A 23831-nucleotide genomic window follows, 5' to 3' on the forward strand; every position below is an offset into this window, starting at 1 on the left:
ATGCCATCCTCCGTCCGGCTAGGATGCTTAGGCTATCCGCCCGCAGGTCTACGCCGCCATGTGCACCGCCACCCTGATTCAAACCGACCCGTCCGCCCCGGCCCTCCGCCTGGTGACCAATCGCGACGAGTTGCACACCCGCCTTCCCGCCGATCCGCCGGAGATACGCACGTTCGGGGACTACCAGACGCTGCTCCCGATCGACCCGCAGAGCGACGGCACCTGGATCGCCGTCAACGAAGCGGGGCTGGTCATCACCCTGCTGAACCTCAACCCCGAGCAAGCACCGACGCCACGGCCGGGCCTGCGTAGCCGTGGGGGCGTGGTGCCATCGTTGATGGGTTGTTCGACCGTGAAGCAAGCGATCGAGATCGCAAAAGAACTGCCCACTCAGACGATGATGCCGTTCCGCTTGCTGCTTGCGGACCGAGACAACGTCGCCACGGTGCGTGCCGACGGGCAATCCGTGGCCACCGCGGTGCACCCGATTGCCGACGCCCCGGTGATGCTGACCAGCTCCGGGCTGGGCGATCACATCGTCGAAGGGCCTCGGCGTGACCTGTTTGAGAGTGCCCCGCCCCGCGACGCCGAGGCTCAGGATGCGTTCCACCGCCACCGCTGGCCGGACCGCACGCCTGTCTCGGTCGCGATGTGCCGGGAAGACGCCCGCACCGTCAGCCGCACCGTCGTGGAGATCGACGCCCATCGGGTGCAGATGCACTACACGCCCGTCTCCATGTACGGCGGGGAAGGGGAACTCCAAGTGTTGACCTTGCCCCTGCGAGCCGAGGCCAAGGGGTGACCACGATCAAGAAGCAACCCCGCAAACCTCGCCGAGCGCGTCGGCCGTTCCTGCGTCAGCGGTGGTGGAAGGTGTATGGGCTGCTGGTCGTTTTGTCGTTTGGCGTGCAAACCTACCGCAACGCCAACACGCCATTGGATGGTGAGCCGGGAACAGCGATGGTGCAGACCCCCGCGTTCACCAAGGAGGGCGGCGGGGGCGAAGCCCGGGTGGATTTCGCGTACATCGATACGGACCTCAAAGCGGGTTCCGCCGCCTCACCAGCAGATGGTGTCGAATCCGATGAACGCCCCGTGCTGATTCTCATCCACGGCTCGCCGGGGGCGAAAAAGAATTTCAGCCTGCTGATCCCCACGCTCGAATCGCATTTCCGAGTGATCGCGCCGGACATGCCGGGCTTCGGGGATTCGTCGAAGTGGATTCCGTCCTACAGCACCCGTGCCCACGCCCGCTACGTGCTGGAGCTCATGGACCAGCTCGAGATTGAGTCGGCCCACATCCTTGGCTTCTCCATGGGCGGCGGGGTCGCGCTCAACCTTTTCGACCTTGCGCCCGAGCGCCTCGAATCGATCATCTTCTACGGCGCGATCGGCATCCAGGAAGGCGAGGGCACCGGCGACTACGGGTTCGAACACTTCAAGTACACCGTGGGCTACGGTGCTTTGGTGGCGGCGCCCGAGTTGGTTCCGCACTTCGGCTTGCTCGGGCCCCGGTGGTTCCGCCACTCGTTTATCCGCAACTTCAACGACACGGACCAGCGGCCGATGCGCGGGTACCTCGAGGCGATGAACACGGCCGACACGCCGTTCCTGATCCTGCAGGGCTACAACGACCCGCTCGTCCCCGAGTGGACCGCCCGTCAGCACCACAACATCGTCGAGCACAGCGAACTGGTGATGTTCGACCGCTCGCACTTCATGGTGTTCGATCAAAAGGGCGCGGCGATGCTGGCCGAGGAGATCGTCCCGTTTGTCGAACGGTTCAGCACGCCCGGAGCGGTGCCGACGCGGCGGACCGTGATGGGCCCGCACTTTGAAGAAGACCAGCCCAGCATCTTGCCTGTGGCTCTGGACATCCCGCGGGGCACAAACCCGTGGTGGACGGTGGCGGTGATTTCTGCGGCGAGCTATGTGCTCGAAGACCCGGTGACGATCACGGTCGGGCTGATGATCCGGGACGGGAAGATCGATGCGTTTCTCGGCGTCTTCGCGGTGTTCATCGGCATCTTCACCGGCGACTTGTTGCTCTACCTGATGGGCGTGATTTTCGGTCGGCGGGCGCTGGCGTGGGGCCCGGTCGCCAAGCGTTTGCCCGCCCGGCACGTCGAGGCGCTTGGGCACTGGTTCGACACGCACGGCTGGTCGGCCGTGTTGGCGTCGCGGTTCCTCCCGGGGACTCGGCTGCCGCTGTACGTCGGGGCGGGGGCGCTGGGCAAGAAGCCCGGGCGGTTTGCGTTGTGGACCTTCCTGGCGGTGATGATCTGGGCCCCGGTGATGTTGCTGCTGGTGGTCTTGCTGGGCGAAGCAGCGGCGAGCCCGTTCAAGCTGCTGTTTGGTGACAGCTGGATCGCCCTGATCGGCGTGGTGATGGTGCTGTTGATGGTGGTGCGGGTTGTGATGCAGCTCCCGACCAAGCGGGGGCGGCAAGGGCTTTGGGTGAAACTCAGTCGGGTCTGGCGGTGGGAGTTCTGGCCGATGTCGCTGTTCTATCTGCCGCTGGTGCCGTGGCTGGTCTGGTTGGCGCTGCGGTATCGGTCTACGACGGTGTGGACGCTGGCCAACCCGGGCCTGCCGGATGGCGGGGTGGTGGGTGAATCCAAAGCCGAGATCACCGCGGCGCTGTGCACGCCGACGGACGAGCACGTCCTGCCCGCGGTGCTGGTGCGTGATGCCGACGAGGCGCGGCGCGCGATGGCCGAGAAGGGCTGGTCGCTGCCCGTGATCGTGAAGCCCGATGCGGCGCAACGCGGAGCGGGGGTTCGGCTGATCGAGCCGGGCGAAGACTTCGATGAATACTTCGGCGACTCACAGGCGCCTGCGATTTTGCAGAAGTACCACCCCGGGCCGTTCGAGGCGGGCGTGTTCTACACCCGCACGCCCGGTGAGCCGCGTGGCCGAATCTTCTCGATCACCGACAAGCACTTCCCGCACCTCACCGGCGACGGCGAGTCGACGCTGGAAGAATTGATCTGGGCCCACCCGCGCTACCGCATGCAGGCGTCGGTCTTCCTGCAGCGGTTCGAGGACGCCAACGAACGCGTCCTGGCCGAGGGCGAAACGCTCCGTCTGGCGATGGCGGGCAACCACTGCCAGGGCACGCTGTTTGCCGATGGTGGGCATCTGATCACGCCCGAACTCGAAGCGGCTGTGGATGAGGTCGTGCAGCGGGTGGAGGGGTTCTACTTCGGCCGGCTTGATGTGCGGTACGCCGAGGTGGAGTCTTTCAAACGGGGCGAGGACTTTGCCGTGGTCGAGCTCAACGGCGTGACCAGCGAATCGACGAATATCTACGACCCCAAGTGGTCGCTATTGCGGGCGTACCGCACGCTGTTTCGCCAGTGGGCCGTCTGCTTTGCGATTGGTGATGCCAACCGAAAACGCGACGGGTTGGAGCCGCCCAAGGCCTGGGCGCTGATCAAGCGTGTGCGGCGTTACTACAAGCAGCGGCAGTTCGACCTGCACGCGGACTAGTGTCAGGGTGTGTCACTGAAGCCGCTGGATGGTGGTGGCGTCGATCTTGAACCACGCCAGGTCGCCGTGCTGTTCGATGGTTCCCTCGGCCGAGATCGGGTCGGCGATGTAGGGCTCGATGGAATCGAAAACCGCCTGGCCCTCGCTGTCGGTCAGCAGGTAGAGCTTCCGCTCATCGCCCGGGGTTTTGGTGAGAAACATCGGGGGGATGCCGCCCTTGATGCAGAGCGTCGCGCACGCCTTATGGATCTTGCCCTCGCCCGGCTTCATCGCGCCGAGGTAACACTTGGGGTCGATGATCTGCCCGATGAGTTGGAAGCGGCCCTCGGGTTCAGCATCGGGTGTTGCCACCGAGGGTTCGCCGTCTGCGGCTTCGATGCCCGACTCGTTGTCCAATAGGGTGAGCATCGCTCGGCCGTCCCGCTCGACCACGTTGCCCCGAACGGTGACGCGTTGCCCGGCGTGGCTCGCCACACGGTCGCGTACGCCGGTCTTGCCCTGCGAAACCAGGAGGATGGTTTGCAGCCCGTCGTCAGCCGCGGTGAGTACCGCGGGGTACGGTTCAGCGATCAGCAGGCCGGTGTAGGCGTCGGCCTGGCTCAGGTCCCACGAGCCGGTGCCGGGGTCGTTCTGTTGTGCGGGGATGAGGCCCGCGATGAGCACGCCCGCGACAAGCAACACGGGCAAGAGCACCAGCAACCGGCCCCGGATCCCCTTGGGCACCGGGAGGTATCCGACATAGAACTCACGCTTCATGGTTCGACTCCGGTGGGGGGGAGGCTTCGATCGTGGCGGGCTCGACCGCCGTGCCCGGCGGCAACGGCTCGGGGTTCACCAGGATGCGCGAGCCCTGAACGCTGACCCGGTAGGTCGGGATTTTCTCGGTGAACGGCGGCGGGGATTGACCGTTGTGCGGGAGGTATTGGTAGCCGTGCCACGGGCAGGTGAGGCAGCCGTCGACGACTTTGCCTTCGCCGAGTGGCCCGTGCTGGTGGGCGCAGACGTTGCTGACCGCCGAGACCTTGCCGTCGTATTTCAGGACGGCGATGCGTTCGCTTCCCGCGAGGGTGACGACCTTGCCGTAGCCATCTTCGATGTCGTTCACATCAGCGACATCGATCCATTCCTGGTCGTCGGTGTTCGGGGCGGCGGCATCTTTGCGCCACTCACGCCAACCCGTGATCAGGTGCAGGCCCGCGATCATGACAAAGCCCAGCACCAGCAGCCCGATGTACAAGACACTCGGGTTGCTCTGCAACGCGCCGAGGACGACATGCATCACCAGCAGTGCATACGCCACGTAGACCAGCGTGTGCAGCGTCTTCCAGGTGCGCGGCCCGAGGTTCGCCAACCAGAAGTCGTGGCTCGTGGCGGCCATGAGGAACAGGATCAAGAGGGCGATGAAGCCCAGCGGCTGGAAGGGGAACGCGGCGATCTGGTCGTAGTTGCCGTTGCTGGTGAAGATCGAGACGATCGGGTTGACCACCCCGAAGCCGTGGTACCACAGCGTCGCAAGGGCCGCGTGGAGGAATGCGAGGATGAACATGGTGACGCCCATATGACGCCGGTTGTACAGCAGCGGCGCGAACACCCCCGGCCAGAGCCGAGCCAAGGGGCCGATGCAGAGGATCAGGTGGAGCAGGATGATCGCCGCCGTGCCGAACGCGCGGATGAGCAGCGTCATCGGCGTGATGCCGTTGTCGCCGGACAGTGCCAGCGAACTCACGACGACAAAGACGACGAGATACAGCCCCACGCCGCCCGCGAGCAGCAGGTCGTACACCTTCTTGTGCTTGTTCCATTGCACCGCGCGGTAGGCATGGCTCATGGCTTGGCCTCCTGCGGGGGTGTTGCCTCGGCGGCAGGCGGGCTGGTTTCTTCAATCGCGATCGGCCCCTCGGAGATCGCTTCGGGTGGCCGTTGGCTTAGTCCGAGCGCGATCCCGATACCGACCAGCGGAGCAAGGAGTAACCACACCAGGACATGACGGCGGCGGGCTTGGCGCTTCATGCTTCGCTCCCCGCTGCGTTGTGATTCGAGACTAGCTTCCTTACCAGCAAAGGCCAGAGCGCGGCCGTTCCCGGCAGGATGAGCAAGCGGAAACCCCACGGCCCGTCTTTCGCGGCCGGATCGAGCCGTCCCACGCCGGTGAATACAAACCACACCGCGAACAGCAGTCCAATGCCCGCGTACGCCCCCAGGCCGATGACGATGTAATGTGCCCAACCCATGACAGACCAACCTTCAACATCCACGATTCATTCCCCCGCGGAAATATTTACCGGCCGATTCAAGTTTCATGGATGACCTCCACATTGGAACCGGATGATGATGCGATATCAAATCTTTTTCGTGTTGTGTTTACTCATGACGGCCCCTCAAGCTTTGAGCCAAGCCGACGGAAACGTCGATAAGAACGGCGTGGCGATCAAGGGCTACGACCCCGTGGCCTACTTCCCCGACCACGGCGGCGAGGCGACCAAAGGCAAGAAGGACATCACCGCCGAGTACAACGGGGCGGTCTATCGTTTTGCCAGTGAAGCCAACCGGGACGTGTTCCTGAGCGATCCCGAGGCCTACGCCCCGGCCTACGGCGGGTGGTGTGCCTACGCCATGGCCGACGGGAAACCCGTGACCGTGGACCCCAAACGCTTCGAGGTTCACGACGGCCGGTTGTTCTTGTTCTACCGCGACTGGTTTACCGACACGCTCAAGCCCTGGCAGAAAGACCGCGACACTCTTCGGGACCGGGCAGACCGGGCGTGGAGTGAGATCGTGGAAGAATCGGAAGGTTGAGTTGGCCGCTGCGGCGATCTGCGATCGCCCGCTAAACACGGCGGTGGTTATTCGGTCACGCCGTGGTGTTTGCGGTAGGCGTCCCATGCCTCAGCCCCGAAGTAACGCTTGCCGAGCGCCTTTGGCATGTTGGGTATGTCGATAAGCATCAGGCCGTCGAGCACGTTGCCGAATTCGGGGTCGACGTTGAAACCCAGGAACTGGGCGTTGAGCTTGAGGTACTGCCGCAGCAGCACGGGCATGGGTTTGCCGTCCGCTTCGATCTCACGGACCAGGTGGCCGACTTCTTCGAGGTTGGAGGCCACGGTCGAGAACGCCGCGCGGTCCCAGTCGCGGGTACGCCGACGCGAGGGCGGGTTCTTGGGGCGGATCTGGCTGGCGAGGTTTGGCAGGAACCGGTGCAGCTGCAGGAACGTCATCAGCAGGTTCTTCGACATCGACGTGTAGTTCGCGCTGATGCTCACCGGGCCGAAGAGGTGGCGGTACCGCGGGTGCAGCGCGGCGTAGGCGGCGATGCCTTTCCACAGCAGCTGCAACGGTTGGTAGCTGCGCTGGTAGTCGGGGTGGACGAACGACCGCCCCAGCTCGAGCGCGGGGGTGACCTGCTTGATGAGTTTTTTGCGGAAATTGAAGAGGGTGCTGGTGTAGAGCCCCTTGACGCCGAGGCTGGGCAGGATTTCGTCGGTCGGGCCCATGCGGTAGCTGCCCACGATCTCGGCGGTGTTGCGGTTCCAGACGAGCAGGTGCAGGTAGTGGTCGTCGAAGCGGTCGAGGTCACAGGCTTTGCCCGAGCCCTCGCCGACCTGGCGGAAGGTGATCTCGCGGAGTCGGCCGATCTCGCGGAGCAGGGCGGACATCTGCGGTCGTCGGGCGTAGAGCACGTCGTACTCGCCGCTCTGCATCAGGGTTTGCTGCGGGGGCAGGGCGCCGATCTCCTCGGCCAGGACCTCGGGCGATTCGGGCGGGATGATCGGGGCGTATTTGGAGTCGTCGGGCCGGGCCGATAGGTCGATCTGCCGGTGACGTGGACGCAGCAGGTACGTCCGCACCCGCAGGTAGTTGGTGAGTTGTTCACGGCCCTCGAGCTTGCTGGTACGCTCGGGCGGGATCGGGGCGCCGATGACCATGGGTACCCGTGATCGGCGGCGCTTGAGCAGTTCGTGCGGCAGCATCGCCGAACGCAGGGTGGGGTGGACGAACCCGGCGATCTGGAAGAGGTTGCTGTTGCGTCCATCGAAGAACACCGGCACCACGGTCGCGCCGGTCCGTTGGATGATCCGCGCAGTCGCGCTCTGCCAGGGCGGGTCGGCGACGTTGCGTTGACGCAGGGTCAGGTGCGAGACCGCGCCGGAGGGGAACACGCCCAGGGCGTGACCGTCTCCGACCCACGACATCGACTGCCGGATGGCCGCGGCGTTGAGCCGCTTGGCCTGGGCGTCTTCGCCGAAAACATCCACGAAGAAGAACGTGTCGCGCAGCTCGGGGATGCACGAGAGCATCTCGTTGGCCAGCAGTTTCACGTCCGGCCGAACCCGACGGAGCAGCGATGCGAGGATGATCCCCTCGATCCCGCCGAACGGGTGATTCGCCACCACAACCAACGGCCCCTCCTTCGGGATCGCCTCGAGCGTTTCTTCGTTCAGGTCCAGGACGATCCGCATCACCTCGAGCGCCTTGTCGGCGAAGTGACGCTCCTGCCCCGGGTCGTGCGCGATGATGTTGTCGTAGAGATCGTTGAGCGCGGGCAGACGCATCGCCAGTTCCATCGCGGGGCGGGCCGCCTTGATCAGCGAACGGCTCACGGGCGAACGATCCTCAGAAGGGGCGATGCGGAAGGGGTGAGTCATGCCTGCAAGTCCTGCCCAGTCGTGGTCCGGGTGCCCCGGTGGAGGCGGGGTCCGTGCTTACGTAAGGTACCTTGAAACGGGTGTGCGGTCTGTCCGTAGACTCTCACTTAAAACCCTAATCCCCCTCACATCATTCCCACGACATAAAATGCACAAGGTTGATGACTGAACGGATACGATCCTGTGAGTATTGAGTTAGCTTCGGGTTTTCAAGCATTTGCGTTGCTCCACGCGATCACGGTGCTGGTCTGCGTGGCCGGGATTGTGGGGCTGGTGCGGCTGGGGCAGCGCGAACAACGGCGGGGCCGAGAGCGGGCGTTCACGCTGAAGGTGGTGGTGGTCGGGCTGGTTTTCTGGACGTTCATGCAGGGCTATTACCTGCTGATCGAACAGGACTGGGCCGACAGCCTGCCGCTGCACGTCTGCGATCTCGCGGGCCTGCTCGGACCCGTGGCGCTGCTGACCCGCCAACGGGTGCTGCGGACGACACTTTATTTCTGGGCGATGGGGCTGACGATCTGGGGGATGATCACTCCGACGCTCACCCACGGCCCCGAGCACATCCGGTTCTGGCTGTTCTGGATCAGCCACGCCGGGGTGATCTTTTACGCGGTTTACGACTGTGTGGTGAATCGCTACCGCCCGTTCTTCGCCGACTGGGGGACGGTGTGTCTGGTCACGATGGGCTACCTCGCGGTGGTCTTGCCGATCAACCTGGCCAACGAGGGATGGAACTACGCGTACATCGGCGACGTGGAGCTCGACGCCGCGACGCCGTTAGCGCTGCTGCCGGATTGGCCGTGGCGCATCCTGGGCATCCAGGTGCTGGGCGCGACGATTTTTGCGCTGGTGTGGTTGCCTTGGGTGGTCTTGCGTTGGATCAGGCCGGATGAGTGTGGTAGGGAAACGCCCGAGTCATCTGCGATGTAACGTTTGTAAACATTGACAGCGGAGTTTGATAAACCTATTTTCGCAGAGTCTAAAACGGACTGTTGACTCCCTTTCTCCGAGACTCACCGAGACCCTAATTATGAATGACCAAGCGATTTCGAGCCGAGAGGCCAAGTGGTTGTTTGTCACCTGTTTTATCTCGCTCATCGCGACGTCTTTCGCGTTCGGCACCCGGACGTTTTTCCTGGCCGACCTCAAGGGCGAATTTAATCTCAGCGACACACAGTTCGGCGAGATCATCGGGGCGGGCCTCTGGCCGTTCGCGATCAGTATCGTGTTGTTCAGCCTGGTGATCGACCGCTTCGGCTACAAGAAGGCGTTGGTCTTCGCGTTTGTTTGCCACGCGGTGTCGGCCGTCGTCACGATCACCGCCACGGGTTACTGGGGGCTGTACGCCGGGGCGTTCATCTGTGCGCTCGCCAACGGCACCGTGGAAGCGGTGATCAACCCCGTGGTCGCGACCATGTACCCCAAGGCCAAGACCAAGTGGCTGACCATCCTCCACGCGGGCTGGCCGTTGGGCCTGGTCATCGGCGGCTTGCTGGCCATCGGCGTCGGCGAGGGCGGGCTGCTCAACGGGATGTTCCCCGAAGAAAACATCTGGAAATGGCAGGTCGCGCTGCTGCTGATCCCGACCGTGATCTACGGCGTGATGATGATCCCCAGCAAGTTCCCCGTGAACGAGCGGGTCGCGGCGGGCGTTCCCTACCGCGCCATGCTTAAGGACGTCGGAGCGCTGGGCTGCCTGATTATCACCGGCCTGATTGTCTGGGAGCTGACCCGGGTCGCGCAGGGCTCGGGCTGGACCTCTCTGAATGACGATGCGCTGCTTTGGCTGCGTATTGGTCTGACGGCGGGCATTACCATCGGGTTCACCGCCTACGCCCGTTCGCTGGGGGCGCCGATCTTCGTCTTGCTCACCGCAATGATGATCCCGCTGGCGACGACCGAGCTCGGGACCGACGGCTGGATCAAGGAACTCATGACTCCGGCGATGAAGTCGATCTTCAACGCCGACGGCGGCTGGGTGCTGATCTACACCGCGACGCTGATGATGATCCTGCGCTTCTGCGTGGGCCCGATTGTGAAGCTGCTGACGCCGCTGGGCGTGCTGATGGTCAGCTCGTTGTTCGCCGCTGCGGGCATCTACGGCCTGTCGATCGCCGACACCGCGATCGTGATCTTCATCGTCGCGACTATTTACGGTATCGGTCAGACCTTCTTCTGGCCGACGACGCTGGGTGTGGTTTCCGAACGCTTCCCCGAGGGCGGGGCGATGACGATCAACAGCATCGCGGCGGTGGGCATGCTCGGCGTGGGCATCATCGGCGGGCCGCTGCTGGGCAACCTGCAGGACCAGCAGATCGACCGCTCGCTGGCGGCTCAGCCTGCACTCTATGAAGTCGTGATGGACCCCGAACCGCAGCAGAGTGTGTTCGGCGAGTACCGCAAACGCTCGGCCGACAAGATCGAGGCTTTGCCCGAGGAAGACCAGGCGACTGTCGAGACCACCATCAACGAGGCCAAGTCCAACGCGCTGGCCTGGGCGGCGGTTCCCCCGGTTGGCCTGGCGGTGTGCTACCTGCTGCTGATCCTGTACTTCAAGGCTCGCGGCGGGTACAAGCCGGTGGAGCTTAAGAGCGGTGAGCCTGCGGAAGCGGCTCACTGACCCCGCGATAGTCGGAATCTACTGAACATGACCCCACCGCTTCGCTGAAGCGGTGGGGTTTTTATTTGGTGATGGTGATCTGCCTCGGTCTGGGGTTTGATCTCGGAAGGACAAGAAAATCCGTGCGGGAGGTCTTGGGCGATGTCGGGCGGTTCTGCCGAGGACCGTGTCTCGGTCGCGTGGTGTGATCTCTGACCCCGTATCTCCTGCGGGGATGGCGGCGTTCTGGGGTTGCGTTAAACTATCCAATCCCAATCCGCGGGCGTGGCGGAATTGGCAGACGCGCCAGATTTAGGTTCTGGTTCCTTAACCGGAGTGCAGGTTCGATTCCTGTCGCCCGCATCAAAACACCGCCCGGCTTTCATGGCCGGGCGGTGTTTCTTTGGTGACGTGTTGGATGTCGTGCGAAGCGACCGGGTTGGATCACTCGGCGGCGGGCATGGCGGAGGCGGCTTCGTAGCTTAGGCCGGAGTCGGTCATGATGACCTGACCGACCGCGACGCCGAAGGACGCCCGGATGTCTTCATCGGAGGGGATCACGGCCTTGATCTGCTCGACCAGTGCCTGATCTTCTTCCTCGGCTTGCTCTTCCATGGCCTGCACGATCTGCTTCTTGGCGTTGACCATGTCGGTCCGCCAGTCCTGGATGGCGAAGATGATGCCTTCCTGGTAGTTGAGCAGAGCGTCGCCCTCGCGGTACATCGCCGAGCCCAGCAGGCTGTCTTCCACCGCGGGCGGGTTGTTGATCGAGGTCAGCACGCGGGTGACCACGTCGGGCCCAACGCCCAGGACCAGGTTGTTCTGGCCGAGCATGAAGCCCATGGGCAACCCGGTGGTTTCCGATCGCAGGCCGGTGAAGCCTTGCTCGTCGACGAGCTGGACTTCATCTCCCATGCTGGGGGCGAAACGCTTGGCGGCGTTCATGACGTTGGTCCACACGTCGGCGTCGGCGAGGTCCCAAACGAACGCGACGGGCTGCATGGTCATCGTGGTTTCGACGGTCTTGAACGACTCGGTCTCGAAGTCGTATTCCTCGGTCTCGATGGTGATTTCCTGGGATTCAGTGGCGACGATGCTGTGCCGGGTGCCGAACGAACGCAGCAGGCTCGGGATGTCGGTCTGGATCTGGCTCTGGACGATCATGTTGCCCATCATGACCTGCTGGGCTGCTTCGGGGCCGGCCATCTGCTGGACCGTGTCGAGGATGACGTCGTACAGCTTGCCCAGGTCGTAGGCGAGGTGGAAGTAGGACGCACCGGCGGGCACCCAGGCGGGGGGCTCGGCGGGCAGCGTCTGGCCGTCGAGCGTGCTGAGCAGGCCGCGGCGGGGCGAGGGCATCGCGGCGAAGAAGTCCCAGCGGAGAGCGCCGTCGGCGAGGAAGGTCGAACCCGCCATCACCCCGAGGCTGTCGAAGCCCAGGACTTCCATGAGCTTGGTGTACTCCTCGGCGCTTTCTTCGCCTTCGTCGATCGCGATCGCCACACCGATGAGGTCCAGGAGTTTCTGGCCGTCGGCGTAGAACTCAACCAGGCTGTTCTCGCCGTCCACCGCTGCGGCGGCTTCCGGCACCGATAGGATGTTGGCGGCGAACGAGTTGTCGTTTCCGCCTTCGAGGCTCCCGAGGAAGTTGGCGAAGACCTCCTGGACCGAAGCCACGTCGGTCGCCTCGTCCCAGTCGATGTCGCTGTCCGCGGCGATGAGTTCGCGGACCGCGTCGCCGGACTGCGGGAAGCCAATCGCCATGGCCATACGGCCCGGCGCTCGGGTCATGAGCAGGTGGGTCTCGTCGATCTTGACGTACTGGGCCTCGTCTTCCATTTTTTGGAGCTTGTCCCAGTGGGCTTCCTGTTGCTCGTCGGTCCATTCGTAGAAGTCATCGGGGGTGTCCCAGGTGACCTCGATGTCCATGCCTTCTTCCGAGGACGAGTATTGACGCACGGGCATGCCCGCGAGTTCGTAATCCAGACGGCGGGTGTCGTCGGCATCCTCGTTTTCTTCTTCGGCCTTGTCGATCGCGGCGTAGATCCGATCGATGTCGGCTTCTTCCATGTCGGCCCAGCCCAGCAGGACCATGCGGGGCAGTTCACCCTCACCACGCGGGTTGGCGACGAAGCCCATGCCCCAGCTGTTTTGAGCGATGGCAAGCAGGTCGTCGAGTGTGAAGCCGAACTCTTCGAGTTCCTCGACCATCTCGTTCCAGTCTTCCTGGTTGTTTTCTTCGATCAGCTGCATGACCTGGTCGAACTTCTCCTCGGAGAAGATGCGTTGGCCGGCGACGGTGTTGGCCCGCAGGTGTTCGAGGAACGCCTGGGTCTGGGGCATGCGCACCGCGAAGACGGTCTCGGCGGGCAGGGCTTCCCAGCCCGAGCCGGGCTCGGCCAGTGCGGGGGTGCTCAGAAACCCGGAAGCCGTCAGCGAAAACGCGAGCGCTCCGGCAGAGGCGCGACGGAAGGAGGTACGGAGGGGGTTGCGGATCATGGGAGTTCCGGGGTTAGAGGTGTGCCCGCGTGGGGTACTTCGAGAAACGCGGGCCTGATCGAGTGCGTCAGTCGGTTACTTCAGATTCACCGCCGGGTTGATAGGGCGGTTCCAGATACTTTACGCCGTTTTGCGGCTGGCTGGGGTCGTAGAGGTAGGCGTCGTGGTGAACCAGGAAGTCGCGCAGGTCTTGGGCGGGGATGCCGAAGGCCAAGCCGTTGAAGAACGTGAACCCCGCGCAAGCCACCCCCACAACTTCGCCCCGGGCGTTGAACAACGGCCCGCCGGAGTTACCGGGGTTGATGCTCGCGTCGGTCTGCACAAATCGCAGGTGTCCGAGTGTGCGGGTGGTCGAGCTGACGATGCCCTGGGTCACGGTGCGTTCCAGCCCCAGCGGGTTGCCGACCGCGAAGACCAGGTCGCCCACCGCGAGATCGTCGGCGTCGCTGATCACCACGTGCGGCGGTATCGGGCCGAGCTCGTCTTCATCCCATTCCATCTGCAGCAAGGCGAGGTCACGCAGCGGCTGCAGCGCTACCAGCCGGACGTCTTTCACCTCGGCCTTCTCGCGGCCCCGCTCGGTGGTGGTGGAGACGGTGACGGAGATGCGGGTCGCGCCCTCGACGACGTGGTAGTTGGTGATGAGGTGGCCCCGGTCGCTGATGACGAAGCCGGTGCCCAGGCCCGCGGCGGTGCGGACCAGGACGACGCCGTCGCCGAAGCGGTCGACGAGGGCGGGGATCGGCGCGGCCTCAAGTCGGCCGGTGGTAAAGAGCTCGCCTTCGCTGGCGGGGGCGGGCGCAGCCGAGGCGTCCTGGGCGACCAGGTCGAGCACCTGGTCGGCGGGGAAGTTTAGTACTTCGAACTGAAGGTCAATCGCGATGCCGTTGTCGGTCTGACGCAACAGTGTGCCGGTGACCTGCCCGCCGCCGACAAGTGTGGCGGTGACCACCTGCCCGAGCAGCAGGTCGTCCGTTGGCTCGGCGTGAATAGGTGCTGTCGCGGTCAGAACCGCGGAGAGACACAGCAGAGCGAGCGAGGAACGCAGCCGGGGTTGTTTGAGAGTGGTCAAGAACTTCAAGGCTGGTCCTCCGGGAGGGTGTCGTTGGCAAGGTAGATCAGCAGGCGGTCGTGGCAGAGCATGGCGAAGTCCTGCCCGCCGTCGCCGTCGAGATCCAGGGAGATCACGCCGCGTGGCTCGCGGACGACTTCGTCGCCCCCGCCGCCGTAGGGGTAGGCGATGTCTTCGAACACCGGCCAGGAGAGCATCGGCTCGAGTTGACCTTCGCCGCTCAGGCCAAGGGCGGTGAGTTGATGCCGGATGTCGTCGGTGAACAAGGCGTCGTCACGGCCGTCGCCGTCGATATCCATCGTCGTGACGCGGTGTACCGTGGCGTCGCTCACGCCCTCGGGGCGGCCGGCGCGGGAGTCGAGGCTCTGCACGACTTCGAGCTCCTGCGGCTGCCCCTCGGTAAGTCTTGTCACGCCCGATGAAGTCGTTAGCAGCAGGCCCAGGTGTTTGTCCAGCGTCAACGACCGGCCGTAGGTTTCCAGGCGGGTGGTCGACGCCACACGGAGGACGCCGCCGTCGTCGGGTTCGAGGCGGTGGATCGCTCCGCCGCCTTGTTCGAGCGCGAGGGCCGAGCCGTCGTCAAGCAGGAGCAGGTCGGCGATGCGTTTGCCGTGAGGCAGCATGATTTGGTCCTGAGCAAACATCTGATCGCCGAGCCATTGGACGACGCCGTCGGTCTGCCACGCGATGCGGGGGGACGGGTCTTCCGCGTCGGCTGCGGGGTAGAACACGCGGAAATCCTCGAGCGATGCTTTGGACAGCCGGCTGGGGCTGGTGTCCTGGGCTTCTCCGGAAGCGCCATCGATCGAGTTGACCAGACGTAATCCCTTGGTGAACTTGTCTGCGACGAGTAGCCGTTGGTGATCGAGCGCGATCACCTGTTCCGCTTTGCCGGCTTTGTCTGCGAAAGCAACGACTTCTAGTTGTTCAACGGGGAGTCGGCTGTCGTCGTTCAGGTCCTGGCCGACGGTTTGGATGCGGTGGAAGAATAAATCCTTGCCTGCTTTTTGCACGCACCAGACGGCATCGGGAGTCGTGCCGAGCCCGAGGATCGAGTATTCACCGCCATCGTCCGGTAGCGCGACGGGCTGGGGGAAAGTCAGTCGGCCGCCGGTCCAGTGCGAGGCGTAGAGGTCGTTGCTGTCTTCGGGCCAGAGCACCAGCGTGCCGGGTTGGCCGGGGAGTTCGTAGAGGGCCTTGATCTTGCCGCTCACGGGGTAGCTGTCGCCCGGCAGCCAGCCCGACGGTGTGTGGGCGTAGAGCGTGACACGCGGCTGGTTGGGGTCCGCCACCACGAGCGTTGGCTGGCCCTCCAGTGCCATCGAGGCCCACACCGCTTTTTCACCCCCGGGCAAGACCAGCGGTTCCTGTTTACCGAAGTCGGCCGTGTCGCCCTGCCCGATGCGGTAACGCCGCACCACGCCCTGCGGCGATGATTCGAGCACCAACAGCTCGTCCGCCGTATCGGGTCGGGCCAGCAACGACACCATGCTGACCCCGCGGTCGTGCAGGACCGAGGCGGGGCGGAACCCCTGGTCCGAGCCGGGGTACCAGCGGATGCTCTGGTTGCTTTGGCTGGTCCATTCGACGAGGTCGAGGTGGCCGTCTTCGTCGAGGTCGCCGAGCCACCAGTTCATCCGGCCGCCCGATTCGCGCGGCTCAAGCCATTGCGTGTCTTGCGTGACCGGCTCGTCCGGGTCGGCTTGGAGCGTCAGGGTTTGGATGCCCTCTTCGAAACTCACCAGGACCGTGGTCGAGCCGTACGTGGAGTGGGGGATGAGTTGCAACAGGTCGCCGACGCCCGAGACGCGTCCCGAGAGCAAATCCCATCGGCGGGCCGTCTTCCATGAAGACTCTTCCGTGTCCCAGGCGATCTCCACGAGTTGGTTCGGGTCGGAAACCAGCACGAGCAGGCTCGCGTGTTGGTCGCTGCCGTCGGGCGCAGCCAAGACCGCAACATCGATCGGGGGTTGGCGTACGGGGATTTCGACCAGGTCCAACTCCGGGGCCATGGGCAGGTCGTTGGCCTTGCCCAGGTCGTCCGTGGGGGTAGACGTGTTGTCGTCAGCGGCCGAGTCTTTGTCTTTCCATCCGTAAACATCCAGGCGAGCGTTGCGGATGTTGACGATCACGAGTTCTTCATCGCCGTCGCCATCCAGGTCGGCGGCCTGCATCCGGTAGGGCGTTCCCTTCTGCTCGATCACCCGCATGCCCTGCCAACCCGCGAAGTCCTGGGCCTGAGTATTTCCCGGGGATAGGCCGATCGAAGCAGCCGCGAGGTAAGAAGACAACATCACCGCCTGAAGTCGAAGGGTTCGATGCACGAAAGGCTCCCGAGAAGGATTTGCAGAACAGATAGACACGCACAGATTAAACCAATCGGGCGCTTGCGGTGACGTGGGTGAATCGATTTTTTTGCGATTCGGTATTGACCTCGTCGCGTTTCGGGTAATACTTATGCCATGCGACACGCGTCCTACTTCTATTTTGCAGGCTTTTGGTTTGCCCGGCCCCCGGCCGTGTTGGACGTCGTGTAGCGTTTCTCAATAACGAGAACATCCCCCGACTAAACCAGCCCGGCCACCCGCCGGGTTTTTTGTTGTTTGTGCTTTATTTGTTTCTGGATTGACGATGAAACCCCATTCCCCTCGAATCTGTTTGGAGCTTTGCCATGATCGTTGTGATGCGCCCCGATGCCACCCAAGCGCAGGTGGACCACGTGACTAATCTTGTCCGCGAGATGGGCCTGAAGGACCACCCGATCGTGGGCACCGACCTCACCGTCGTGGCCGTGATCGGCGACGAACGCAAGGTGGACGGCGATGTCCTCGAGCGAGCGCCGGGCGTCAACAAAGTGATGCGCGTGCTCGCCCCGTACAAGATGGCGGCCCGCACCGACCACACCGAGACCACCCGCGTCACCATCGGCGAGGGCGACGGCTGCGTGTTCGGCGGGACGCAGGTGCCGGTCATCGCCGGGCCGTGCAGCGTGGAGGGTGAGCAGGAAATCCTCGCCGCGGCCGAGGCGGTCAAGGCCGCCGGGGCCCACGCCCTGCGCGGCGGGGCGTTCAAGCCCCGCACCAACCCCTACGCCTTCCAGGGCCACGGCGAAGACGGCCTGAAGATGCTCGCCGCCGCCCGCGACGCCACGGGCCTGCCCATCGTCACCGAAGTGTTGACGCCCTCGGACGTCGAACTCGTCAGCAAGTACGCCGACTGCCTGCAGATCGGCACGCGTAACAGCCAGAACTTCAAGCTCCTTGAAGCCTGCGGCAAGCAGTCCAAGCCCGTGCTGATGAAGCGTGGGATGTCGATGACCTTGGACGAATACCTCCAGGCGGCCGAGTACATCCTCGCCGCGGGCAACGGCAACGTGATCCTCTGCGAACGCGGCATCCGCACCTTCGAAGACCACACCCGCAACACGCTGTCGCTTTCGGTCGTCCCCGAGCTGCACGAACGCACGCACCTGCCCATCGTCATCGACCCCAGCCACGGCACGGGCAAGGCCCACCTGGTCCCGGCCATGTCCAAGGCCGCCATGGCCTGCGGCTGCGACGGCCTGGCGATCGAGATGCACATCGACCCCGAGCACGCCCTGACCGACGGCGCTCAGTCGATCACGCCCGCGGTGTTGTCCGATCTGATGGAAGACCTGGCCCGCGTCGCCGTCGCGGTGGATCGGACGTGTGTTCCCGGGTGACGGCATTCCCGTGTTTGAGGAAATTGCGGATCGATCCGTAACGTTGCGTACGGCTCAAACGTATGATTGGCGTACATGTCTGAGCTGGGCCGGGACATCTTGATTCATACCGCCGATATGCGGGTCGACTACGGCGACACCACGGCGGTCCACGGGTTGAACCTCGACATCGCCGCGGGTGAGGTCTATGGCCTGATCGGTCCTAACGGCGCGGGCAAGACGAGTACGATCAAGGTGCTGGCAACGCTGCTCGAGCCGACCTACGGCGAGGTATTCATCGGCGGGCACGACACGGCGACCCATGCGGCGGAAGCGCGGGCGGTGTTGGGCTACATGCCCGACCTGGCTCCGGTCTGGGAAGACCTGAAGGTGTGGGAGTTCCTGGATGTGTTTGCCCGGGCGTACGCCGTGAGTCATGCGGACCGTCGTCGGCGGGTGGATGAGGTGCTGGACGTCGTCAGCCTCGAGAGCAAACGCCACGCGATGTCGGGTTCGTTGTCGCGGGGGATGACCCAGCGGCTCGTTCTGGCCAAGACGCTGTTGCACAAGCCCCGGGTGCTATTGCTGGATGAACCGGCGAGCGGGCTGGACCCGATCGCGCGGATCGAGATGCGCGACCTGCTCAAGCGGCTTGCGGCCGAGGGGCGGACGGTGCTGGTGTCGTCGCACATCCTGACGGAGTTGTCGGACTTCTGCAGTTCGATCGGGATCATGGAAAAGGGCCGCATGGTCGTGAACGGGCCGATCGATGAATTGGTTGCGGCCCGACAGACCCACCGGCGGTTTGTCGTGGAGTTGCTGGAGCCCGCGATCCAGTACGAAGGCCCGCTGGCGGAGTTGGACGGCGTGGCAGCGGTCGCATCGTCCGGCGACAACCTCGACCTGGACTTTGCGGGAGACGACCGCGAAGCGTCGCAGCTGTTGGCGGGTTTGGTGGCGAAAGGATTGCCGGTGAAGGGGTTCTACGAGAAGAAACGCGGGGTGGAAGACATCATGCTGGAAGTCGGCGCGAAGGAGGTGTCGTAGATGTCGATGACGACGGCTTCAACTCCCCTGGATGTGGTGCCGCAGCGCGGGGCACGCTTTTCGTTGATGCAGCGGCTGGCTTTGTTCAACGTTGCGTGCAACCCGATCTGCATCCAGCACGCCCGCATGCGGCTGCGCCCGATGCCGACGATCACCTGGTGTGTGATCACGATCTCGGTGGTGGGGTTTATCTTTGCGTTGACGTTGTTTGGATTGACCGAGCGTGGCGAAGTGGACCGCGTCGAGGCGGCGAAGACGGCGCTGCTCCCGCTTATCGTGGTGCAGGGGGTGCTGCTCATGGGCATGGGCACCCAGGCGGTCGCCACGGGGATCGCGCGCGAGCGTGACAAGGAATTGCTGGACTACCACCGCATGTCGCCCATGCCGCCGTCGGCCAAGATCGTGGGCTACCTCTTCGGACTCCCGGCGCGGGAGTACCTGCTGTTTGGGCTGACGCTGCCGTTTGTGGCGTACGCGGTCTGGGTGTCGCAGGTTGAGGTGCTGACGGTGTTGCACTTCTACGCGGCGTTTTTCAGTTCGGTACTGCTATATCACATGGCCGGGCTGATGGCGGGTATGGTGAGTCGGCGGGCGTGGCACTCGAGCTTCATGGCGTTGGGGACGGTGGTGGTGCTGTACCTCGTCTTGCCGATCATGTTCGGGCGGGTCGGGTTGCTGTTCTTCGACTACCTGACGGTCCGGCCGACGTTCTACGGCATGGTCTATGAGGAATTGCAACGCCAGCAACACGGTGAATGGGTTTCGAGTCAGATGGAGCTGGCCGAGCGGTATAGGCTTGTGCCTTTCTTCGGGTTGTTGGTGAACCCGACGCTGTTCTCGATCGCGGTGCAGGCCTTCGGCTTTGTCACGCTGTACCACGTGGTGCGTCGCAAGTGGGTGGACGCGTCGTGGCACCCGTTCTCTAAGCGTTTCGGTGGGGTGTTTGTGTTGGGGTTGTTGGTGTTGACCGTCGGCAGCCTCTGGCCATTGATGACCGACCCGGGGCAGTTTGACGACTTCCGTGAGCGGCTCGGAGAGATCGGCTGGGCGGCGGCGTTCTCGTTGATGATCGGGATCTTCCTGGTGGTGGCGGCGTTGTCGATCTTCTTGTCGGTCAGCCTGACTTCGCCGACGGGGCACACAGCTTCACGCGGACTGCGGCGGGCTTGGAAGGCGGGGCGGGATCGGCCGCCGATGTCGTGGGACGCGGCGACGGGTTGGCCCGTGATGCTGGTGATGCTGATCTTTGCCGAGGCCGGGCTGGGCTTGTTGTTGCTCGGGGTGCACCAGGGCCAAGCGATCGAGCTCCCCGCGGAGACGACGCGGTGGCTGGTGGCCCTGGCGGTTTTGGGGCCCCTGGTCGTGATCGCGTTTCAGGGGTTCTACGAACGGTTCGGTCAGCGGCTGACCATTCTGGGACTGTTTGTGTTGTGGGCGGTGCCCGCGATGGTGGCCGTGCTGGTGGGCGGCGTGTTCGACCACTGGAAAGCGGCGCTCTACATCGCATCGCCCTGCCCGGCGTTGTCGGGGTTCTTCTCGATCGGCTTCATTATGGACACGGCGGCGGGGACGACGCGGCGATCGGAGTATCTCCTGAAGGGCACGCCCGTGGATGCCCATGCTGTGAACATTATTTGGATCGCGCTGGCGTTCTACGCCTTCCTCGCGGTGCTTGGACAGTGGCTACGTTGGCAGCACCTGCGGGCCACGCGGAAGCAGGAAACCCTCAGGCTGCAAGCCCGGCGTCAAGCAAGCCCGCCAGCCCCAGCAGCAGGCTGATGATCCCGTTCACGGTGAAGAACGCCATGTGGATGTGGTTCGTGGCCGACCGCCAGACCAAGGCGTGCTCGAGGATGAGCAGGGCGGACGTGAGCACGACGGCAAAGCCGAAGAGTACGCCGAGCTGCGGGCTGATCCACCACGCCCCGGCCAGGCACGCCAGCGCGAGTACGTGTAGCGTTCGGCTGATCCACAACGCGGGTTCCACGCCCAGCGAGGCGGGCATGGAAAACAGCCCGAGTTCACGGTCGACCCCCACATCCTGCAACGCGTAGATCACATCGAACCCCGCCACCCAGCACAGCACCATCCCCGCGATCAGCCAAAGCGTCGCGGATGCTTGGAGGTAGCCCGGCTCGATCGCGATCGCCGCCGCCAGCGGGCTGATCGCCAGAGCAAATCCGAGCACCAGGTGGCACAGCCAGGTGAACCGCTTGGTCACGCTGTACAGCGCTAACACCCCCAGCACCGGGACCGCGAGAGCCGTCGGCCAGAAGTTGTCGTGCAACAACCAGAACCCCGCTGTCGCCGCGATAAACCCCAGGCCCGTCACGGCGATGGTCCCCGCCGCGAACCCCCGCGTTAGACGCCCGCTCGCCACCGCCCGTTGCTCGGTGCGCGGGTTCTTCGCATCGATCCCCGCGTCGGCCAGCCGGTTCACGCACATCGCAAACGTCCGGGCCAGCACCATGCAAACCAGCACCAACACAACCTCACTCACCCGCGGCAACCGCTGGGCCCACCCGCAAGCCAGCCCGGCCCCGAGCAACGCAAACGGCAACGCGAAGACGGTGTGAGACAGCTTGATATCCGCGGCGAGCAAGCTCAACTTGCTCGCAAAGCCGGTCGGCGACTCAGGCGGTGACGTGAGGGGTGGGGCGGTCGGCGTGGCCATCGCGGATAGTGTAGATCAAGCCGTGGTCGTGTCGCGGAGGCGCTTGGCGATCCGGCCCGACCAGCGGATGTCCAGATCGTGATCCACGCCCACCAGGTCCAGGCACCGGCCCACGACAAAGTCGGCGATGTCTTCGATGGTCTTGGGCAGCATGTAGAAGCCCGGGTTCGCTGGTGCGAGGATCCCGCCCGCCTCGGTCACGGTCTGCATGTTCCGTATGTCGATCAGCGACAACGGCATCTCGCGGTGGACCAGCACAAGCTTTCGGCGTTCCTTAAGCGTGACGTGGGCCGCGCGGTGGATGAGGTTTTGCGCTGAACCCGAGGCGATGGAGCCGAGGGTGTTGGACGAGCAGGGGCAGATGATCATGCCGTCGTGCTGGAAGCTGCCCGAGGCGATAGTCGCGCCGACGTCCTTGAAGTGGTGGTAGATCAGGTTGTCCGGGGCTGCTTGTTCCGGCTCGAAGCCCGCGAGGGCGGCAAGGTCCACGCCTTCCATGCCCAGTTCGTCTTGCAACAGGCGTTGGCCCAGGGGTGAAACCACCAGATGAGTCTGGACGTCTGCCGCGACGAGCAGTTGCACCAGCCGTGCGGCGTAGACCGCTCCGCTGGCTCCGGTGATGCCGACGACAACGCGTTGGGGACGGTTTTGAGCCATACTCAAGTCTAGGCGTTTATTGAGCGTTTGGAAGAAGAAGTGGGCCGACTATTCGTCTTCGTGGAAAGCGACCTGGATGGTCAGGTCGATGCCCTCGGGCTGGATATCGATATCCAGGATCGTGGCGCTGCGGTTGTCGTCCACCGGGATAGGCGGAAGGGGGACGAGCTTCTTCTGCCCGAGGCGAGCGAGCGTCTTCTGGGTTTGTTCGTCTGAGAATCTTGGCTGCTTCGAGAGCCGGTGGATCAGGTGCTTCACCAAGAGCGGCTGTTCGCCCGCCTTGGCCGAGGCGATCGCCGCCGAGAGCGGTTGGCCGTTCTCCGATTCGAAGCGGAAGTAGAAACTGGCGATCCGGGTGCCGAGCGTTCCGGACTGGTAATCGAAGGCCAGCACGAGGTCGCCGCTGCGTTGGGTCAGCATGACCTCGCCGATCTCATCGGGCATCGCGATGTTCTGGTTCTTCATCAGGGGCCGGAGGCGGGTCGCCAGCCATGCGTTGATCTCGTCGAAGTTGTAACGGACGGTGCGGAGGCCGTCGCCCTCGCCGATGGGGTAGGACCACTCACGTAGGGTCTTGGACTGGATGTCTGCCGCGAGGTTTTGCAGGTCCTGCTCGGGGGTCTCGATGAGAAACGCCTGATGGTCTTGCCAGTATGCGGGGGTCGCGCGGACCAGCCAGGCCATGCGGATCAACGCCACGCCCAGCACCAGAATCAACCCGAGCAATACGTACCCGCGCCAGCTGCGGCGTCGGGCCGCGCGGGTCTGCGACGGGGTGGGTTCGGGTTGCTTGGCCTGGTCGTTCACGTGGGTTGGCCCAGAGGCATCGCGCGGGCCGCGTCGGCCAGACGCTGGTGCAGGATTTCGTGATCGCCCACCATCGCGAGCATGGCCTCGAGCTGCTCGACCCGGTCGAGACTGCCCAGCGGCGCTTCGATTTGATGCAGCGCCGCGTCGCCGAGCGCTTCGGACGCGGCGATGAACCAGTGCCCCGCCGCGGCGAAACCATCGTCGCCCGGTGACAGGCGCTGGTTCACCCAGTCGGCATCCGGTGCCGGGACGGAGCAGCGAACCTGAATATCGCCGAGGGTCGCGAGCGTCCAGGTGTCTTCGCGGGTTTCGTTGTCGCACCACAGGACTTCGACCTGTCGCTTGTATTCGAGGGCGGAACGCGCAATACCTTCGGCGGCGGAGCGGTCCAGCGGCTTGGTCACCGCGACACACCCGTCCCGCGGGTCGTTCCAGCAGGCGTTGGTCCCGAGCTGCACCGCGGTGTCGGCCGCGGTCAATCGACGCTGGCGACGGCACTCCTGCAACGGCAACACGATGCGGGCGTAGGCCGTCCAGTCTCCAGCCTCTTTGGCCAACGCCAAGGCTTCCAGGCACAGCGCTTCGCTGCCGAGGTAGTCCATGTCGGTCAGCAACTGACTGGCGTTTTGCATCAGGTCGTCTAAGGACTGGTTCAT

At 64.2% G+C, this 23831-nt stretch carries 20 protein-coding genes and 1 tRNA gene; 9 read left to right on the forward strand and 12 right to left on the reverse strand.

Translation table 11 applies throughout. The annotated features are described in order from the left end of the window. The first annotated feature begins 58 nt into the window (after positions 1–58). Together HNQ40_RS15705 and HNQ40_RS15710 are read left to right on the forward strand one after the other, a co-directional pair. On the forward strand, positions 59–802 hold the full coding sequence (locus HNQ40_RS15705) for an NRDE family protein (RefSeq protein ID WP_184678773.1): 744 nt from the start codon (positions 59–61) through the stop codon (positions 800–802). After that, positions 799–3492, forward strand: a complete 2694-nt coding sequence (locus HNQ40_RS15710) for an alpha/beta fold hydrolase (protein WP_184678774.1) — start codon at positions 799–801, stop codon at positions 3490–3492. The genes HNQ40_RS15705 and HNQ40_RS15710 overlap by 4 nt, the downstream gene beginning before the upstream one ends. 12 nt (positions 3493–3504) lie before the next feature. Here the strand turns inward: HNQ40_RS15710 and HNQ40_RS15715 are convergent, their stop codons facing one another. The 4 genes from HNQ40_RS15715 to HNQ40_RS15730 are packed head-to-tail and all read right to left on the reverse strand — an operon-like array spanning position 3505 to position 5747. Then, the gene (locus HNQ40_RS15715; protein WP_184678775.1) at positions 3505–4248 is read right to left on the reverse strand and encodes a hypothetical protein; all 744 of its coding nucleotides are present in this window, start codon (positions 4246–4248) and stop codon (positions 3505–3507) included. Further along, positions 4238–5320, reverse strand: coding sequence for a ferric reductase-like transmembrane domain-containing protein (locus HNQ40_RS15720; protein ID WP_184678776.1), 1083 nt, complete (start codon positions 5318–5320; stop codon positions 4238–4240). Before HNQ40_RS15720 ends, HNQ40_RS15715 begins: the two co-directional genes overlap by 11 nt. After that, a complete protein-coding gene (locus tag HNQ40_RS15725; RefSeq protein ID WP_184678777.1) occupies positions 5317–5502 on the reverse strand; it encodes a hypothetical protein in 186 nt (61 codons plus the stop codon). The genes HNQ40_RS15720 and HNQ40_RS15725 overlap by 4 nt, the downstream gene beginning before the upstream one ends. After that, on the reverse strand, positions 5499–5747 hold the full coding sequence (locus tag HNQ40_RS15730) for a hypothetical protein (protein ID WP_221435573.1): 249 nt from the start codon (positions 5745–5747) through the stop codon (positions 5499–5501). The genes HNQ40_RS15725 and HNQ40_RS15730 overlap by 4 nt, the downstream gene beginning before the upstream one ends. A 73-nt stretch (positions 5748–5820) precedes the next feature. Between HNQ40_RS15730 and HNQ40_RS15735 the strand changes: the two genes are divergently transcribed. Next, complete coding sequence (locus HNQ40_RS15735; RefSeq protein WP_184678778.1) at positions 5821–6288, forward strand: YHS domain-containing (seleno)protein; 468 nt, start codon at positions 5821–5823, stop codon at positions 6286–6288. A gap of 47 nt (positions 6289–6335) precedes the next feature. Here the strand turns inward: HNQ40_RS15735 and HNQ40_RS15740 are convergent, their stop codons facing one another. Then, the gene (locus HNQ40_RS15740; RefSeq protein WP_184678779.1) at positions 6336–8135 is read right to left on the reverse strand and encodes a lysophospholipid acyltransferase family protein; all 1800 of its coding nucleotides are present in this window, start codon (positions 8133–8135) and stop codon (positions 6336–6338) included. Between the two features lie 183 nt (positions 8136–8318). Here HNQ40_RS15740 and HNQ40_RS15745 point away from each other — a divergent pair, with 183 nt between their 5' ends. The 3 genes from HNQ40_RS15745 to HNQ40_RS15755 all read left to right on the forward strand — a co-directional run bounded on the left by HNQ40_RS15745 (position 8319) and on the right by HNQ40_RS15755 (position 11097). Next, positions 8319–9065: a YwaF family protein gene (locus tag HNQ40_RS15745; protein WP_184678780.1), complete on the forward strand. Its 747-nt coding sequence runs from the start codon at positions 8319–8321 to the stop codon at positions 9063–9065. A gap of 100 nt (positions 9066–9165) precedes the next feature. Next, complete coding sequence (locus tag HNQ40_RS15750; protein WP_184678781.1) at positions 9166–10755, forward strand: MFS transporter; 1590 nt, start codon at positions 9166–9168, stop codon at positions 10753–10755. Between the two features lie 258 nt (positions 10756–11013). Next, positions 11014–11097, forward strand: a tRNA-Leu gene (locus HNQ40_RS15755). A gap of 81 nt (positions 11098–11178) precedes the next feature. Here the strand turns inward: HNQ40_RS15755 and HNQ40_RS15760 are convergent. The 3 genes from HNQ40_RS15760 to HNQ40_RS15770 form a co-directional block, all read right to left on the reverse strand. Next, positions 11179–13233: a hypothetical protein gene (locus tag HNQ40_RS15760; protein ID WP_184678782.1), complete on the reverse strand. Its 2055-nt coding sequence runs from the start codon at positions 13231–13233 to the stop codon at positions 11179–11181. Positions 13234–13300: 67 nt separating this feature from the next. Next, positions 13301–14305, reverse strand: coding sequence for a S1C family serine protease (locus tag HNQ40_RS15765; protein ID WP_221435574.1), 1005 nt, complete (start codon positions 14303–14305; stop codon positions 13301–13303). 5 nt (positions 14306–14310) lie between these two features. After that, complete coding sequence (locus HNQ40_RS15770) at positions 14311–16602, reverse strand: hypothetical protein (RefSeq protein ID WP_221435575.1); 2292 nt, start codon at positions 16600–16602, stop codon at positions 14311–14313. 374 nt (positions 16603–16976) lie between these two features. Between HNQ40_RS15770 and aroF the strand changes: the two genes are divergently transcribed. The 3 genes from aroF (at position 16977) to HNQ40_RS15785 (ending at position 20813) form a co-directional block, all read left to right on the forward strand. Next, on the forward strand, positions 16977–18008 hold the full coding sequence (gene aroF, locus HNQ40_RS15775) for a 3-deoxy-7-phosphoheptulonate synthase (protein ID WP_184678785.1): 1032 nt from the start codon (positions 16977–16979) through the stop codon (positions 18006–18008). Between the two features lie 75 nt (positions 18009–18083). Next, the gene (locus HNQ40_RS15780) at positions 18084–19034 is read left to right on the forward strand and encodes an ABC transporter ATP-binding protein (RefSeq protein ID WP_184678786.1); all 951 of its coding nucleotides are present in this window, start codon (positions 18084–18086) and stop codon (positions 19032–19034) included. Further along, complete coding sequence (locus HNQ40_RS15785; protein WP_184678787.1) at positions 19035–20813, forward strand: hypothetical protein; 1779 nt, start codon at positions 19035–19037, stop codon at positions 20811–20813. Here HNQ40_RS15785 and HNQ40_RS15790 read toward each other — a convergent pair. Genes HNQ40_RS15790 through HNQ40_RS15805 form a run of 4 tightly spaced genes read right to left on the reverse strand, consistent with a single transcriptional unit; the run spans position 20761 to position 23831 of the window. After that, on the reverse strand, positions 20761–21708 hold the full coding sequence (locus HNQ40_RS15790) for a UbiA-like polyprenyltransferase (RefSeq protein WP_184678788.1): 948 nt from the start codon (positions 21706–21708) through the stop codon (positions 20761–20763). The two genes, HNQ40_RS15785 and HNQ40_RS15790, sit on opposite strands and share 53 nt — an antisense overlap. A 15-nt stretch (positions 21709–21723) precedes the next feature. Then, positions 21724–22365, reverse strand: coding sequence for a UbiX family flavin prenyltransferase (locus tag HNQ40_RS15795; protein ID WP_184678789.1), 642 nt, complete (start codon positions 22363–22365; stop codon positions 21724–21726). 48 nt (positions 22366–22413) lie between these two features. After that, positions 22414–23172 carry a hypothetical protein gene (locus tag HNQ40_RS15800; RefSeq protein ID WP_184678790.1) on the reverse strand — a complete coding sequence of 253 codons (759 nt, stop codon included), beginning with the start codon at positions 23170–23172 and terminating at the stop codon, positions 22414–22416. Next, the gene (locus HNQ40_RS15805; protein ID WP_184678791.1) at positions 23169–23831 is read right to left on the reverse strand and encodes a hypothetical protein; all 663 of its coding nucleotides are present in this window, start codon (positions 23829–23831) and stop codon (positions 23169–23171) included. The genes HNQ40_RS15800 and HNQ40_RS15805 overlap by 4 nt, the downstream gene beginning before the upstream one ends.

It is taken from the genome of Algisphaera agarilytica (genome assembly GCF_014207595.1).
Classification (GTDB): Bacteria; Planctomycetota; Phycisphaerae; order Phycisphaerales; family Phycisphaeraceae; genus Algisphaera; species Algisphaera agarilytica.

Bases quoted from the DNA above. Each gene is read 5' to 3' on its own strand.
- HNQ40_RS15705 (WP_184678773.1), top strand. From the start codon at position 59: ATGTGCACCGCCACCCTGATTCAAACCGACCCGTCCGCCCCGGCCCTC.
- HNQ40_RS15715 (WP_184678775.1), bottom strand. From the start codon at position 4,248: ATGAAGCGTGAGTTCTATGTCGGATACCTCCCGGTGCCCAAGGGGATC.
- HNQ40_RS15720 (WP_184678776.1), bottom strand. From the start codon at position 5,320: ATGAGCCATGCCTACCGCGCGGTGCAATGGAACAAGCACAAGAAGGTG.
- HNQ40_RS15725 (WP_184678777.1), bottom strand. From the start codon at position 5,502: ATGAAGCGCCAAGCCCGCCGCCGTCATGTCCTGGTGTGGTTACTCCTT.
- HNQ40_RS15735 (WP_184678778.1), top strand. From the start codon at position 5,821: ATGATGCGATATCAAATCTTTTTCGTGTTGTGTTTACTCATGACGGCC.
- HNQ40_RS15740 (WP_184678779.1), bottom strand. From the start codon at position 8,135: ATGACTCACCCCTTCCGCATCGCCCCTTCTGAGGATCGTTCGCCCGTG.
- HNQ40_RS15750 (WP_184678781.1), top strand. From the start codon at position 9,166: ATGAATGACCAAGCGATTTCGAGCCGAGAGGCCAAGTGGTTGTTTGTC.
- HNQ40_RS15760 (WP_184678782.1), bottom strand. From the start codon at position 13,233: ATGATCCGCAACCCCCTCCGTACCTCCTTCCGTCGCGCCTCTGCCGGA.
- aroF (WP_184678785.1), top strand. From the start codon at position 16,977: ATGATCGTTGTGATGCGCCCCGATGCCACCCAAGCGCAGGTGGACCAC.
- HNQ40_RS15780 (WP_184678786.1), top strand. From the start codon at position 18,084: ATGTCTGAGCTGGGCCGGGACATCTTGATTCATACCGCCGATATGCGG.
- HNQ40_RS15785 (WP_184678787.1), top strand. From the start codon at position 19,035: ATGTCGATGACGACGGCTTCAACTCCCCTGGATGTGGTGCCGCAGCGC.
- HNQ40_RS15790 (WP_184678788.1), bottom strand. From the start codon at position 21,708: ATGGCCACGCCGACCGCCCCACCCCTCACGTCACCGCCTGAGTCGCCG.
- HNQ40_RS15795 (WP_184678789.1), bottom strand. From the start codon at position 22,365: ATGGCTCAAAACCGTCCCCAACGCGTTGTCGTCGGCATCACCGGAGCC.
- HNQ40_RS15805 (WP_184678791.1), bottom strand. From the start codon at position 23,831: ATGAACCAGTCCTTAGACGACCTGATGCAAAACGCCAGTCAGTTGCTG.